This window comes from Ruegeria sp. YKSF070, assembly GCF_059612725.1.
The window spans coordinates 124,524-139,488 of record NZ_JBXWRD010000010.1 but is presented as its reverse complement, the minus strand read 5'-3'; the positions used below and the strand labels follow the sequence as shown (position 1 = coordinate 139,488).

The window sequence follows — 14,965 nt, the reverse complement described above, 5'->3', positions numbered from 1 at the left end:
TGCTGACGCTCGCCTTTCTGGCAGAGGCCGTCGAAGAGATCGAGGACGAGGCTCTGGCCGCCGATATCGTCTCACGACTCGAAGGCTGGCTGGCGCGGCGGGCCTGATGCCGGTCACCAGCGATATCGCGGCCAGCTATCGCGGGCCGGCGCGGGTGATGCGTCACCTGCTGGACATGGGCCAGCGCGAGGATCGCGCGCTGGCCTTTGTGATGGCGTTCTGCGTCATCGCCTTTGTCGCGCAAATGCCGGCGCTGGCGCGGCGGGCGCATCTGGAACAGGCGGATCTGAACATGCTGATGGGCGGCGCGCTGCTGGGCAGTGTGTTCCTGCTACCGCTGCTTTTCTATGTCATCGCACTTGTGTCCCATTGGGTCGCGCGCGTGCTGGGCGGGCAGGGTAGTGCCTATGGCGCGCGGCTGGCGCTGTTCTGGTCGCTCTTGGCCTCGACCCCGCTGGTGCTGTTGAACGGTTTGGTGGCCGGGTTCATCGGGCCCGGCCCTGCTTTGAGCGTGGTCGGCCTGATATGGGTTGCGGTCTTTGCCTGGTTCTGGCTAACCAATCTCAGAGAAGCTCAGAGGCCCACCCCATGACATCTGCCGAGCTGCGGTCGCTGGCCGCCCTTACCGTGACCGATCCGGCCAATGCGGCGCGGGTGATTCTGGACCGCGAGCCCGGACGCGAAGTGTTGTGGCTTTCGCTGGCCCTCTCGGTCGCGCTGGCCAGCCTGATGCATGGGCTGTCCAACATGGCCTTTGGCGCGATGGCCATGCCCGGCATTCCGCAATCCGTGGTGGGCTACGGCGCGCTGATGGGCGGCGGGCTGGTGCTGACCATCGCGGCGATCCACCGGATTGGGCGGCTGCTGGGTGGCGAGGGCTCTTTCTGGGACGTGATGGCGGTTATGGTCTGGATCCAGCTGGTGCTGGTGGTGGTGCAGGCCGCCACCCTGCTCTTGGCGCTGACCGTACCGCTGTTGTCGGCATTGCTGGCGCTGGCTGCCAATCTGGTGGCGCTGTATGTCACCCTGCATTTCATCGATCAGGCGCATCGCCTGAACTCCCTCATGCGTGCGGCGGCGGTGCTGATCCTGTCGGTTCTGGCCATCGCCGTTGGCGTACTTGTCCTGTTGTCCTTCGTCGGAGGGCCAATCCCCGGAGCGACCCCCTATGTATGATGTCGACCGTATCCGCGCCGATTTTCCGATCCTGTCCCGCCAGGTGAACGGCAAGCCGCTGACCTATCTCGACAACGGCGCCTCGGCCCAGAAACCGCAGGCGGTGATCGACGCGGTGACCCGTGGCTATGCCGAGGAATATGCCAATGTGCATCGCGGGTTGCATTTCCTGTCCAATCTCGCGACCGAGAAATACGAGGCGGTGCGCGGCATCGTTGCGCGGTTCCTGAACGCGGGTTCCGAGGACGAGATCGTGCTGAACTCGGGCACCACCGAGGGGATCAACATGGTCGCCTATGGCTGGGCGATGCCGCTTATGCAGGCAGGCGACGAAATCGTGCTGTCGACCATGGAACATCACGCCAATATCGTGCCCTGGCATTTCCTGCGCGAACGGCAGGGTGTGGTGTTGAAATGGGTCGACCCGGAAGCCGACGGGTCGCTGGATCCTCAGGCGGTGCTGGACGCGATCGGCCCTCGGACAAAACTGGTGGCGATCACCCAGTGTTCCAACGTGTTGGGCACCGTTGTCGATGTAAAATCCATCTGCGTGGGCGCCCGGGCCAAGGGCGTCCGGGTACTGGTCGATGGGTCGCAGGGCGCGGTGCATATGCCGGTCGATGTGCAGGATCTGGGTTGCGATTTCTACGCCATCACCGGGCACAAGCTCTATGGTCCTTCGGGGTCGGGCGCGATCTATGCCCGGGCCGAGCGACTGGCCGAGATGCGCCCGTTCCTGGGCGGCGGCGACATGATCAAGGAGGTCACCAAGGATACGGTGATCTATAACGACCCGCCGATGAAGTTCGAGGCCGGCACGCCCGGCATCGTACAGACCATCGGCATGGGTGTGGCGCTGGACTACATGATGGCGCTGGGGATGGAGAACATCGCCGCCCATGAGGCCGGGTTGCGCGACTATGCGGCCAGCCGCTTTGCCGGGCTGAACTGGCTGAACGTGCAGGGCCATGCGCCGGGCAAGGCGGCGATCTTTTCCTTCACGCTGGACGGAGCGGCACATGCCCATGACATTTCGACCATCCTCGACAAGAAGGGTGTCGCAGTGCGCGCGGGCCATCACTGCGCGGGTCCGCTGATGGAACATCTGGGTGTGACCGCGACCTGCCGGGCGAGCTTTGGCCTCTACAATACCCGCGCCGAGGTGGACACGTTGATCGAGGCTCTGGAACTTGCGCATGAATTGTTTGCCTGATCGTCGATTGGCAAGGGCGTCGGGGGGCTCTGCCCCCGCTGACAAAATTCGTCGAATTTTGTCACCTCCCCCCGGAGTATTTTCGGCGGAATGAAGGGGCTTAGTCGGGGCGGCCGATCAGCCGGTCGATCGGCGCGAAGTCGTCAGTCAGCAGCGTGCCCATGGTGGCCAGTTGAGCCACCCAGTCCGGGGCGAGCGCGCCATATTCGGTGGGCTCGGGGGCGCGGGTGACGAAACGGGAATGCGGGGTGGGGCTGCTGCCCGCGACCAGGACAAAGACCGCACGCTCGCCCGGTGGCGGTGGGGTGGTGCTGGTCCAGACCTCGACCATGGGAAAGGCTGTGCCCAGCGTATGCACCAGCGCGGCCAGTGCCTGCAAACGATCCTGATAGTCGATCACGTTCATCAGATAGGTGCCTTCGGGGGTCAGCCTGTCGCGCGCCAGTTCGAAGAATTCACGCGTCACCAGATGGGCGGGCACCGCCACATCGGTAAAGGCATCGCCCAGGATCACGTCATAGCGCCGCTCGGTCCGGGTCAGCAGCGCCCGGCGGGCGTCCTCATGCAGGATCTCGGCGCTCGCCGGATCAAACCAGAATTGTTCGGCGGCAGTGCGTGTCACCTCGGGGTCGATCTCGGCCACCACGCGCGGGCCGGTACCGCGCAGCGCAAAGGCGCGCGGGATCGAGTAGGACCCGCCGCCGATGAAGAAGGACGAGAAATCGGGGCGCGGCGCTCGGATACGGGCCAGCGCATCCAGCATGGCGGCATGGTCGGTATACATGGTCAGCGGCGCATCGCGGGCGCTGATCCCGTGGCCCAGATGGTCGATCACCATCAGGCGCTCGGGCGCCTCGGGCGTGCCCAACTCGATGACGCGAATACAGTAATAGCGGCTTTCGCGGCTGCAGGGATCGGGCGCAGCCAGCGCCGCCACGGCTAACGCCAGAACCAACCCCAGCGCCACGAGAGGTGCCAGCCATCGCCCGCCGCCGATGCGGAAACAGAGCAGCGCCGACAGGGCATAAACCGCCGTCACCGCCATAAGCGTGAGCGACGAACCAAGCCAGGAGATGAAAACGAACCCCGCCAGCAAGGTTCCGGCAATGGCGCCGATGGCCCCGGCGGCAAACATCGCCCCCAGGGCGCGGCCCGCGCCCGAGCTGCGCTGCACCGACAGCGCGGCCAATACCGGTGCGGGCACCCCGGCAAAGCAGGAGGGCAGAAAGAACACTGCCAGCGTCAGCGCCGCGATGCCCCAGACCGGATGTGCGACCAGTTCCAGCACCGGCTCCGAAAGACTGCGCAAAAGAAGCGTCGCAACGGCGGTGGTGAGGGCGGCTGCGACAAGTATCCAGCCAGTCAGCCGCAGTGCGCGTGCGGCAGGACGCTCGGCCAGGATACCACCGATCCAATGCCCCAAAGAAAACCCTGCCAGCACCACCGCGATGACCGAAGTCCACGTATAAAGCGACATGCCCACATAGGGCGCCAGCATGCGGCCTGCCACGATCTCGACCACCAGCGAAGCGGCGGAAACAATGACCTGCAGCAGGATCAGCAACATCAGGGAGGGGGTACGAGCCATGCCGCGCATTTGGCGAAGCTGTTGCGGCAAAGGCAAGAAAAATCCTCAGATTGACGATTGCAGAGGCCGCGGCGATACCGTATAGCCCGGGTCACAGGCACCCGTAGCTCAGCTGGATAGAGCGCTGCCCTCCGAAGGCAGAGGCCAGAGGTTCGAATCCTCTCGGGTGCGCCATATAAAACCCTTTTGTTGATGCCCGAGCCAACGCTTTGAACCGCAAGGCGGTATAGCGGATTGGAACAGGTTCCCCCCGGCGTCAGTTTGTTTCGATCCACGAAGCCAGCTTAGCCCTGTGAACACGCATCCGGGCATAGCCCAGTTCTATCGCATTTGCTCTGGCGAGTTCTGTCAACCCGCGACGGACCGAGGCGATGGACAGGCCAAGCATCTCGGCCAGATCATTCTGGGACATGTCGAACCATCCGCCGGGAACACAATTCATGCGGTCAAACTGGAGCAGGCGAAAGGCGATCTTGTGATTTGCGCCCGAGGCGACCAGACCGATCAGCGCCTCGATCGCGATGTTCATGTTGCGCCGGGTCAGCCGGTAGAAATCGCGATAATGGGCTGGATTTCGTGCAACGATGTCGAGAACCACCGGGGCCGGAACGAACAGAACTTCGGATGCGACTCGTGCCTCCATCACGGCAAGTTGGTTTTGCTCCGACAGGATCGAGATATCGCCGATCCAGTGCCCGCGGGAAAGGGAATGAAAAGTGACCAGTTCGCCGTCTGCGCGCGGAGTCTTGATGTCGAAGGTCCCCTGATAGACACCGAACATACCGGCCTGCGGCGCCTCGACATCCCCCGTGGCCCGTTGCCCCGGCGCGTATTTTCGCCACTGACCCCTTGTTACCAGTGCGTCGCGCAGGCTCTCGGGACTCGCGGCGAACCACCCGCTGTCTCCAAAGAGAGCCGGATCGACAGGCATGATGAGCCCTCCTTGAGGTGTTCCGTTACCCTCAGAAAATAAGAGAGAATTTTCACGAAGCAATCAATTGATACTTTTCTACATTCGTTTCTTGATACCATTTTGAGACATCCGGTCAGTTCAAAAAGGAGAAGGTTCGTGGCTGCCACATTGAGGATGAGGCAACGAGCGGTGCAGGCCGCAGTTGCACTAGCGATGGCGATCGCGCCAAGTTTCGCGATCGCGCAGGATCAGAAACCAAATTTCCTGATCATCTGGGGCGATGACGTGGGCTGGATGAACACGTCAGCCTATAACCGGGGCATGATGGGGTATCGGACGCCGAATATCGACCGGATCGCCTCCGAGGGCGCGCTGTTCACCGATTGGTACGGCCAGCAGAGCTGTACCGCCGGGCGCGCGGCCTTCATCACCGGGCAAAGCCCGCTGCGGACCGGTCTGCTCAAGGTCGGGCTGCCGGGCGCCAAGGAAGGTCTGTCCGAGAAGGACCCGACCATCGCGGGCCTGCTCAAGAATCACGGCTACATGACCGCCCAATACGGCAAGAACCACCTGGGCGACCTGGATGAGCATCTGCCGACCAATCATGGTTTTGACGAGTTCTTTGGCAATCTCTACCACCTGAATGCCGAGGAAGAGCCGGAACACCCCGACTATCCCAAGATCCCCGGTTTCCGCGAGAATTTCGGCCCGCGCGGCGTCATTCGCGCAACCTCGGATGGCCAAATCGAGGATACCGGCCCGCTCACCAAGAAGCGGATGGAGACGGTGGACGAAGAGGTGACTGCCTCGGCCATCGACTTCATGGAACGCGCGGTGGCCGCCGACAAGCCGTTCTTCCTGTGGTACAACACCACCCGGATGCACGTGAACACCCACCTGAAGCCGGAATCCGATGGCGTCACCGGGCTGGGTATCTATGCTGATGGCATGGTCGAGCATGACGGTCACGTGGGCCAGGTTCTCGACAAGGTCGAAGAGTTGGGCATCGCTGACAACACGGTGATCATGTATTCCTCGGACAACGGGGCCGAGGTGTTCAGCTGGCCGGACGGCGGCACTACCCCCTTCCGCAACGAGAAGAACTCGAACTGGGAAGGTGGATATCGTGTGCCGACCCTGATCAAGTGGCCGGGCGTCATCGAACCGGGCACCATCTATAACGACATCTTCTCGCACGAGGACATGCTGCCGACCATCCTCGCGGCCGTGGGCGAGACCGATGTCAAGGACAAGCTTCTGACCGGTCACAGCGCGATCGGGCGCGAATACAAGGTGCATCTCGACGGCTACAACCTTCTGCCCTATTTCTCGGGCGAGGTCGAGGAAGGCCCGCGCAAGGAGTTCTTCTACTGGACCGATGACGGCGATCTGGCCAACCTGCGCTATGGCCGCTGGAAAATGGTGTTCCTGGAGCAGCGCGGCCACGGCTTCGAGGTCTGGCAGGAACCGTTCTTTGAACTGCGCCTGCCCAAGCTGTTCGATCTGCTGGGCGACCCGTTCGAGCGGGCGGATCATGAGTCGGCCAATTACGACATGTGGCGGTTCGACCGGGCGTTCATGGTGCTGCCGGCGGTGGCCTTCGTGACCCAGCATCTGGAAACCTACAAGGACTACCCACCGCGCCAGTCGCCGGGCAGCTTCAACCTGGGTGCCGCGCTGGAGAAACTGACATCGAACACCAGTTCGAACTGATCTGATACCATCAGGGCCGGCGGGTGTATTCCCGCCGGTCTTTTCTTGCCGAGGCGGGCAGGCGGGCGCCACCCGTGTCGGCCCCCGCGAGGGGAAGGCCACGAATCCCGATAACGACGGAGCCGTATATGGGCAGCACGCCACGCGATGACATCGACACCCTGATTGCGCGCATGGGCGATGCGATCATCGGCCAGCAGGACGTGATCCGGATGCTGGTGATCGGGCTTCTGGCGAATGGCAACCTGCTGGTCGAAGGCCTGCCGGGGCTGGCCAAGACGCGCGCGATCAAGGCGCTGGCCAAGAACCTCGAGACCGATTTCAGCCGCATCCAGTTCACGCCCGACCTGTTGCCCTCGGACGTGACCGGGACCGAAGTATATTACCAGACCGACAAGGGGTCGGAATTCCGCTTCGAGCCGGGACCGATCTTTGCCAATATCGTGCTGGCCGACGAGATCAACCGCGCCCCGGCCAAGGTGCAAGCCGCGCTGCTGGAAGCAATGGAAGAGCGCCAGGTGACCGTCTCCGGCACCACGCACAAGATGCCGCCGCTGTTCATGGTGATGGCGACCCAGAACCCGATCGAACAAGAGGGCACCTATCCCTTGCCCGAGGCGCAGATGGACCGGTTCCTGATGCATGTGATGATCACCTATCCCCCTGTCGAGGACGAGGTAAAGGTGATCCGCCTCGTGCGTGGCGAAGAGGCTGCCGCCAATGCTCCCAAGGACAAGGTGGCAAAGGAACGTCCTCCCGCGATTTCGCAAGAGTCGGTGTTTGAGGCGCGGCGCGAGATCGTTGGCATTCACGTCTCTGACGCGATGGAACGCTACATGGCCGATCTGGTCAACGCGACGCGGGTCCCGGACCGGTTCGGCCCCGATCTGGGCCGCTGGATCGGGGTGGGCGCCAGCCCGCGCGCCTCGCTGGCGCTTGACAAATGCGGGCGCACCCATGCCTGGCTGGAAGGGCGAGATTATGTCGATCCCGTCGATATTCGCGCGGTGGCGCCCAACGTGTTCCGCCACCGGCTGGGATTGACCTATGAGGCGATGGGCGACGGGATCACGCCGGACCGGGTGATTTCTGAGATGATCGCGCAAGTTGCACTGACCTAGGACCGTCACGATGTTCGACAGGGCCGCCCGCATACGGACCGGTACACTGCCCCCCCTGCCAACGGCAGAGCCAGAGACCGATCCGCGCGTGCATGTGGAACTTGCGCATCTGCGCAAGCTCGAAGGCCGCGCCCGGACGCTCAGCTTTCTGCCACGCCAACCCGCCGGCAGCGCGCTGAACGGGCGGCACGCATCGCGGATGCGCGGGCGCGGGCTGAATTTCGAGGAGTTGCGCGATTACCTGCCTTCGGACGATATCCGCTCGATCGACTGGAAGGTGACGGCACGCACCGGCAAGCCGCATGTCCGGGTCTTTACCGAAGAGCGAGACCGCCCGACGCTGATCGTGGTCGATCAGCGGATGTCGATGTTCTTTGGCTCGGTGCTGAACATGAAATCGGTGACGGCGGCGGAATGCGCAGCACTTGCCGCGTTCCGCATTCTCGATCAGGGCGACCGGGTCGGCGGCATCGTCTTTGGCGACGAGACCCTGGCCGAGATCCGGCCCCAGCGCAGCCGCGCCGCGCTTGACCGGTTGCTGCTGGCCATCACGCGGGCCAACGCGCTGTTGCGGGCCGATGCCCCCAAGGTGGCGCCGGTCGGCCTGAACGACGTGTTGCAAGCGGTGGGACGGATCGCGCCGCGCAATCACCTGATCCTTGTCTTTTCCGATTTCGACGTGATCGACGGGCTGACGCAGAAGCTGGTCAATGGCCTGTCGCGCCATAACGACCTGATCCTGGGGCTGGTGACCGACCCGGTCTCTGATCAGGTTCCCGAGGGGTTGAAACTGGTGATCTCGGATGGTGAGCTTCAGGCCGAGATCGACACCGGAGACAAGACCGTGCACCGCGACCTGCGCGAGATGTCGCGGGGGCGTCTGGCCGAGGTGCTCGACTGGCAGCGCCGTTTTGGCGTGCCGGTGCTGCCGCTGAGTTCGGCCGAGGACAGCCTGACCCAGATGAAACGTCTGATGGGGCTTGGCCCGAGATGAGCGAGCAGGGACAGGACACGCCGGTCACGCTGGTCGATCTGATTGACCAACTGGTGCCCCCTGATCCACCTCCGCCGGTGACGATGATGCCGCAAACCGCCGGTTGGGCGGTGCTGGCAGTGCTTGCAGGCGTGGCGGCAGGGTATGGTCTCTGGCGTTGGCTCCGTCATCACAGGGCCAACCGTTACCGGCGCGAGGCGCTGGAAGCGCTGGACCGTGCGGGCAGCGACCCGGTGGCGATTGCCGAGGTGCTGCGGCGCACCGCGCTGGTGGCCTTTCCGCGACACGAGGTGGCCGGATTGAGCGGTGCCGAATGGCTGGAGTTTCTCGACCGGACCTGTGGGGGCGGCACTTCGTTCTCGGACGGGCCGGGGCTGGCACTGGCCAGCGCCCCTTATCGGGCGGGCAGTACCGCGCCCTCCGGTCTCGCCGATCTGGCCGCACGCTGGATCCGCCGCCATCGGCGCGAGGTGTCGCGATGATCGCCCTTGGCTTTCCACTTGCGCTGTTGCTCCTGCCGTTGCCGCTTGTGGTCTGGCGGTTCCTGCCGGCGCGGCGCGAGCAGGTCTCGGCGCTGCGCTTTCCCTTCTTTCGCCTGATTGTGCGCGCGGCGGAGTCGACACCCGGAGAGGGCGCGGTCATCCTGCGGCGAACGCGGCTCCAGATGACGGTGGCGATTGCCGTCTGGGTGCTGCTGGTGCTGGCGCTGGCACGGCCCGAACGGCTGGGCGCCCCGATCGAGATGACCCGCTCGGCCCGAGATGTGGTGCTGGCCATCGACATTTCGGGCTCGATGGACATCGTCGATTTCGCCGCCCCCGATGGCACCCGGTTGCAACGTCTGGATGCGGTCAAAGAGGTGGTGAGCCGCTTCGTGGCCGAGCGCGATGGCGACCGGATTGCGTTGATCGTGTTCGGAACCCAGGCCTTTCTCCAGGCACCACTGACCGAGGATCTGGCCACCATCGCTGCACTGGTCGAGCAGACCGAGGTCGGCATGGCCGGCCCGCATACCGCCATCGGCGACGCGATCGGTCTGGCCATTCGCACCTTTGAAATCAGCGAAGTCGAGCAGCGCCTGTTGATCCTGTTGTCGGACGGCGCCGATACCGGCAGCCGGATGAGCCCGCTCAACGCGGCCGAGATCGCCCGCGCGCGCGGGGTCGAGATCCACACGATTGCAGTCGGCGACCCGGAGGCCAGCGGCGACAACCGCGTCGATACCCGCACGCTGGCCGATATCGCCAGCCGCACCGGCGGCAGCGCCTTTTTCGCCTCGGACGTAGAGGCGCTGGCCGGGGTCTATCAGCGGATAGACGCGCTTTCCCCCCGACTGGTCGAGCAAGTGTCGTATCGTCCGCGCAGGGTACTGTCCTCATGGTTGCTTGGGCTGGCGGCTGCGCTCGGGATCGGGGCGCTGGGGCTGCTGAGCCTTCCCCGCAAAGGGCAGAGGGCAGCATGAGCGAGATCGTGCTCTCTGAACTCGGGCTGGTGGTTGCCGCATTCCACTTCCTGCGCCCGCTGCTCCTGCTCCTGCTCGTGCCGCTGGCGGCGCTGTGGTGGGTGAACCGGCGCGCGGCGACCCGCAAGCCGCCGCTGCCCGAGGGGATCGCGCCGCATCTGCTGGCGGCGTTGACCGTGGGCGGTGGCGCGGCCCGGCGCTTCTTGCCAATCGACCATGTTTCGGTGGTTCTGGCATTGACGGTGATCGGCGCCGCAGGCCCGTCCTGGACCCGGCAGGCCGATCCTTTCCTGGCTCAGACCGGACCTGTGGTCATCGTGCTCGAGGTCACTCCTTCGATGACGACGCCCGATCTGGCGCCAAGCCGGCTGGAGCGCGCCAAGTTCAAGATCCGCGACCTGCTGGAGCTTCGCGCCGGGGCGCGCACCGCCCTTGTGGCCTATGCAGGGACGGCGCACCGGGTCTTGCCCTTTACCGAGGATGCGCAGGTGATGCTGCCCTATCTGGAAGGTTTGACGCCCGATGTGATGCCGCAGGAGGGGGCAAATGCCACTGCCGCGCTGTCTTTGGCGCAAGAGATCCTTGCCGCCGAAGGGGTAGGCGGCGTGCTGGTCGTGGCGGACGGGCTGGACAGTGCCGATGTGGGGGCCTTCGCCTCCGCTGGAGAGGGTCCGGCGACGACCGTTCTGGCGATGCTGCCCGATGGCGTTTCGGATATCGGGTTGGACCGGCTTGGCACGGTGCCCGTGGTGCGCGCAACCACCGATGACAGCGACGTGCAACGGCTGGACAGGATCCTGAATGTCGATTACCGCCGCGCGCTGCTGGACGATGACAGCCAGCCCTGGGAGGATCGCGGCTGGTGGCTGGCGGTGCCCGCCGCGCTGCTGGCGCTGTTGTGGTTCCGGCAGGGCTGGACCATGCGCTGGGGCGCGCTTTGCCTTGTCGCCTCGGTCGGTCTCAACCCTGGTGCCGCACGGGCCGACGGGCTGGCCGACTGGTTCCTGACACCGGATCAGCAGGGCTATCGCGCCTTCAACCGGAACGATTTCACGGGCGCGGGCGATCTCTTTGCCGATCCGATGTGGAAGGGTCACGCGCTCTATCGGGCCGGGCGCTATGACGAGGCGATCGAGGTGCTGAACCGGCTGGAGACGCCCGAGGCCTCCTTTACCCAGGGGCTCGCCCATATCAAGAACCGCCAGTATCGCGACGGCGTGCGCGCCTTTGAAACCACGATGGAGCGCGACCCGGACTTTCCCGGCGCGGCAGAGAACCTGGAAACTGCGCGGCGCATCGTGACCTATGTCGAGGATGCCCGTGAGGCCTCGGACACGGGCGAAGAAACCGGCATCGGCGCCGATGACGTGGTGTTTGACAACGAGGCCAACCGGGGCGTCGACACCCAGACCGACCGGCAACCGCGCGGTGAGGAGGCGATTCTGACCAGTGACCAGTGGATGAACACGGTCGACACCCGAACGGGGGATTTCCTGCGCTATCGGTTCCGGTTCGAGGCATCGGGGGCGGGTCAATGAGAGGCGCGCTGTACCTGATCCTCGCGGTGCTCTCGCTTATCGTGACGGGACCGGCCCGCGCGCAGGACGCGCCCCGCGTGACGGTGGAGCTTGAGACCGCCGAGACGATACCGGGCCAGCCGCTTGACCTGCGCATCACGGTGCTGGTGCCCACATGGTTGCCCAAGCCGGTGGTTTTCCCAACCTTCGAGGCGCCGAACCTGATGGTTCGCCTGCCCGAACGGGCAACAAACCCGATCAGCGAACGGATTGACCGCGACACATGGTCCGGGGTCTCGCGGCGCTATCGGATCACGCCGCTGGTGCCGGGCCGCTTCGTGATCCCGCCACAGGAACTGTTCGTGACCTGGGCCGATCCCGACAGCTCTGCCCCCCGAGAAGAGGTCGTGCCAATTGAGGCGATCACGATCATCGGCGTTCTGCCCGAGGGCGCCGAGGGGCTTGACCCGTTCATCGCCGCGCGCGCGCTGACGTTGACGCAAGATCTGAGTGGGGCAACAGCGCCCCTTGGCCCCGGTGACAGCGTGATCCGTGAAGTGACCGCTACGATCGAGGGCGGACCGGCGATGCTGCTGCCGGGGTTGTTGCCTGTCGAACCGGTCACCGGGCTGACCGTCTATCCATCGGAACCGGTGCTGAGCGAAACCGAAACGCGCGGCGAACCGGGCGGCAGCCGGGTCGAGCGGGTGACCTATCTGGCGCAAAGCGGCGGCAGCGGCGCGGCACCGCCGGTCACGCTCGACTGGTACAACCTCGAGACCGGTCAGGTGGAAACGGCGTCGGTGCCAGGGGTCGATCTGACCGTGGACGCGCCCGTCGCGCGCAGTGTGCGCGCGCTTTCGCCACAGCTGCTGATCCTGGGCGCACTGGTGCTGGTGCTGACGCTGGGTGTCGTCGCTTTTGCCGTCCGGCCAGCGCTGCGGCGCTGGAAACGCTGGCGCGCGGACCGGCGTAGCCGCTATCTTGCCTCGCCTGCGCACGCGCGCACCTTGACCATCGACGCGGCGCGGCGGCGCGATCTGTCGGCGACGTTGGCCGCACTCGATCTGTGGGCGGCGCGGCTTGGCGACCCGGACCCGCGCCGCGATCCGGCCATCGCCAGCGCGCTCAGGGCGCTCGGCGCGGCGCTCTATGGACCTGCACCCAGAGGCGATATGGCGGACTGGCGTGCGCTTGACCGGGCACTTGCGGTTTACAGTCCCGACCGCGCGGGCCATCATCACCTGGCCGGGTTGCCCCCGCTCAATCCGCGCTGACCGCGCAAACCGGAGTCGCCCATGTTTCGTACCCTCCTTGTCGCGGTTCTGGCCTGTATCAGCCTGGCGATGCCATCTTTGGCGCAGACCGGTGACACAGAGACCGCAAGCGCCGATTACGTCGGCTCGGCCAGTTGCGCCAACTGCCACGAGGGCGCGGCCAAGGCCTGGCAAGGCTCGCATCACGCGCTGGCCTGGACCCTGCCCACGCCCGAAACCGTGCTGGCCGATTTCGACAACAGCCAGTTCGAACATGACGGGGTACGCTATCGGTTCAGCCGCGCGGGCGCACAGTTTCGCGTCACCATCACCGAGGCCGACGGCAGCGAAAAGACCCATGATATCCACTCGGTCGCCGGGATCGCGCCGCTTCAGCAATACCTGATCGAGACCCAACCGGGACGGCTCCAAAGCTTTGACGTGGTCTGGGATGTCGACGGCGCGCGCTGGTATCACCTTTATCCCGAGCAGGACCTGCCGCCGGACGACGGCCTGCACTGGACCGGCCCCTACAAGAACTGGAACGGGCGCTGCGCCGAATGTCACGCAACCGGGTTCGAAAAGAATTACGATGCGGCAAGCGACAGCTACCATTCGCAACAGGCCGAGATCGGCGTCGGCTGCGAGGCCTGCCATGGCCCCGGATCGACACACGTCGCTTGGGCCGAAACCGCCCGCGAGCGGAGCCCGCAGGACCCGCTGCTGCCGCCCGAGGGCTATGGGCTTGCCATGGATTTCGCAACCGCTGGAACCGAAGCAATGATCCAGCAATGCGCCGGGTGCCATTCCCGGCGCGAGCCGATGGGGCAGGGCAACCCGATACCGGGAACGCCCTATCACGACGCCTATACGCTATCGCTGTTGCGGCCCGGTCTCTATCACGCCGACGGCCAGATCCTGGACGAGGTCTATGTCTATGGTTCGTTCCTGCAATCGAAGATGTATCAGCGCGGGGTCGGCTGTCTGGATTGTCATGACGCGCATAGCGCGACGCTGCGGGCCGAGGATAACAGCCTGTGTACCCAGTGCCATTCCCCGGCGGCGAACTCGCGCTTTCCCAGCCTGAAAGCAGCGCTTTACGACGATCCCGCCCATACATTCCATCCCGCGGGCTCTGCCGGGGCCGAATGCAAGTCCTGCCACATGATCGAGCGCGATTACATGGGGATAGACGGTCGGCGCGATCACAGTTTCCGCATCCCGCGCCCGGATCTGGCGGCGGTGAACGGCGGGCCCGATGCCTGTACCGATTGCCATGCGGATCAGAATGCGGGCTGGGCGGCGGCCGAAATCGCCAAGCGGTATCCCGACGCGGCCAAACGTCCGCATTACGGCACGGTGCTGGCGGCCGGGCGGGCCGATCCGGTCGCGGCGGGGCCTGGGCTGCGCATTCTGGCCCAGGATCGGGACCAGGCCGGGCTGGTGCGTGCAACGGCACTCTGGCTCTTGTCTCAGGGGGGCGATGCCAACAGCGCCGAGTTCCTGGCCGGGCTGCTTGAGGATGACGATCCCCTGGTGCGCGCGGCGGCGATCGGGGTTCAACGCGCGGCTCCTCCCCAGGCACGTGTGCAGCGGCTGATCCCGCTGCTGGCGGATCCGGTGCGCATGGTGCGCGTGGAGACGGTCAAGGCACTGCTGGACGCCCCAATCGCGCGGCTGCCCGCCCGCATCGAGACGCAAATGCAGGCAGCGATGACCGAATGGCGTGCGGCACTTGCCGCACGGGTCGATTTCCCGGAAACCCATATGGTGATGGGGGGCATGGCGTTGACCATGCGCAACATTCCCGCTGCGCGCGGTGCGTTCCGGCAGGTGGTCGCGATGGACCCGCAGCGCGAAGAGGCCTGGATCATGCTGGCGCGCATCGCGGCGGCGATGGACGGGCCCGAAGCTACGGCCGGGGTGCTTGACGAGGCGTTGGAGAAACTGCCGCATAGTGCGGCGCTCAACGAGATGAAACGCTCGGTAGCTGACCAGTAACGGCTGGCGCG

13 protein-coding genes and 1 tRNA gene are annotated in these 14,965 nt (G+C 65.1%); 12 read left to right on the top strand and 2 right to left on the bottom strand.

From position 1 onward, the window contains the following. Positions 1-106 precede the first annotated feature (106 nt). The 3 genes from AC2FL1_RS08135 to AC2FL1_RS08125 are packed head-to-tail and all read left to right on the top strand — an operon-like array spanning position 107 to position 2,389. On the top strand, positions 107-592 hold the full coding sequence (locus AC2FL1_RS08135) for a YIP1 family protein (RefSeq protein ID WP_496823649.1): 486 nt from the start codon (positions 107-109) through the stop codon (positions 590-592). Continuing rightward, on the top strand, positions 589-1,176 hold the full coding sequence (locus AC2FL1_RS08130; RefSeq protein WP_496876575.1) for a Yip1 family protein: 588 nt from the start codon (positions 589-591) through the stop codon (positions 1,174-1,176). The genes AC2FL1_RS08135 and AC2FL1_RS08130 overlap by 4 nt, the downstream gene beginning before the upstream one ends. Beyond that, positions 1,169-2,389, top strand: a complete 1,221-nt coding sequence (locus tag AC2FL1_RS08125) for a cysteine desulfurase (protein WP_496876574.1) — start codon at positions 1,169-1,171, stop codon at positions 2,387-2,389. Before AC2FL1_RS08130 ends, AC2FL1_RS08125 begins: the two co-directional genes overlap by 8 nt. A gap of 100 nt (positions 2,390-2,489) precedes the next feature. Here AC2FL1_RS08125 and AC2FL1_RS08120 read toward each other — a convergent pair whose 3' ends face one another. Beyond that, complete coding sequence (locus tag AC2FL1_RS08120; protein WP_496876573.1) at positions 2,490-3,977, bottom strand: fused MFS/spermidine synthase; 1,488 nt, start codon at positions 3,975-3,977, stop codon at positions 2,490-2,492. Between the two features lie 97 nt (positions 3,978-4,074). Here AC2FL1_RS08120 and AC2FL1_RS08115 point away from each other — a divergent pair. Further along, positions 4,075-4,151 (top strand) — tRNA-Arg (locus AC2FL1_RS08115). An 82-nt stretch (positions 4,152-4,233) separates the two neighbouring features. On the opposite strand, the gene AC2FL1_RS08110 is transcribed toward AC2FL1_RS08115, so the two are convergent. Beyond that, positions 4,234-4,908 (bottom strand): Crp/Fnr family transcriptional regulator, encoded by a 675-nt coding sequence (locus AC2FL1_RS08110; RefSeq protein ID WP_496876572.1) that lies wholly within the window; start codon positions 4,906-4,908, stop codon positions 4,234-4,236. A 195-nt stretch (positions 4,909-5,103) separates the two neighbouring features. Between AC2FL1_RS08110 and AC2FL1_RS08105 the strand changes: the two genes are divergently transcribed. From AC2FL1_RS08105 to AC2FL1_RS08070, 8 genes are all read left to right on the top strand, one after another. Next, complete coding sequence (locus AC2FL1_RS08105) at positions 5,104-6,603, top strand: arylsulfatase (protein ID WP_496823639.1); 1,500 nt, start codon at positions 5,104-5,106, stop codon at positions 6,601-6,603. Between the two features lie 128 nt (positions 6,604-6,731). After that, positions 6,732-7,724 carry an AAA family ATPase gene (locus AC2FL1_RS08100; protein ID WP_496876571.1) on the top strand — a complete coding sequence of 331 codons (993 nt, stop codon included), beginning with the start codon at positions 6,732-6,734 and terminating at the stop codon, positions 7,722-7,724. 10 nt (positions 7,725-7,734) lie between these two features. Continuing rightward, positions 7,735-8,718 carry a DUF58 domain-containing protein gene (locus AC2FL1_RS08095; RefSeq protein WP_496876570.1) on the top strand — a complete coding sequence of 328 codons (984 nt, stop codon included), beginning with the start codon at positions 7,735-7,737 and terminating at the stop codon, positions 8,716-8,718. After that, a complete protein-coding gene (locus tag AC2FL1_RS08090) occupies positions 8,715-9,200 on the top strand; it encodes a DUF4381 domain-containing protein (protein WP_496876569.1) in 486 nt (161 codons plus the stop codon). Before AC2FL1_RS08095 ends, AC2FL1_RS08090 begins: the two co-directional genes overlap by 4 nt. Further along, the gene (locus tag AC2FL1_RS08085) at positions 9,197-10,180 is read left to right on the top strand and encodes a VWA domain-containing protein (protein ID WP_496876568.1); all 984 of its coding nucleotides are present in this window, start codon (positions 9,197-9,199) and stop codon (positions 10,178-10,180) included. Before AC2FL1_RS08090 ends, AC2FL1_RS08085 begins: the two co-directional genes overlap by 4 nt. Further along, a complete protein-coding gene (locus AC2FL1_RS08080; protein ID WP_496876567.1) occupies positions 10,177-11,718 on the top strand; it encodes a VWA domain-containing protein in 1,542 nt (513 codons plus the stop codon). Before AC2FL1_RS08085 ends, AC2FL1_RS08080 begins: the two co-directional genes overlap by 4 nt. After that, complete coding sequence (locus AC2FL1_RS08075) at positions 11,715-12,974, top strand: hypothetical protein (protein WP_496876566.1); 1,260 nt, start codon at positions 11,715-11,717, stop codon at positions 12,972-12,974. Before AC2FL1_RS08080 ends, AC2FL1_RS08075 begins: the two co-directional genes overlap by 4 nt. A gap of 21 nt (positions 12,975-12,995) precedes the next feature. Next, positions 12,996-14,954 (top strand): multiheme c-type cytochrome, encoded by a 1,959-nt coding sequence (locus AC2FL1_RS08070; RefSeq protein ID WP_496876565.1) that lies wholly within the window; start codon positions 12,996-12,998, stop codon positions 14,952-14,954. Positions 14,955-14,965: the final 11 nt, after the last annotated feature.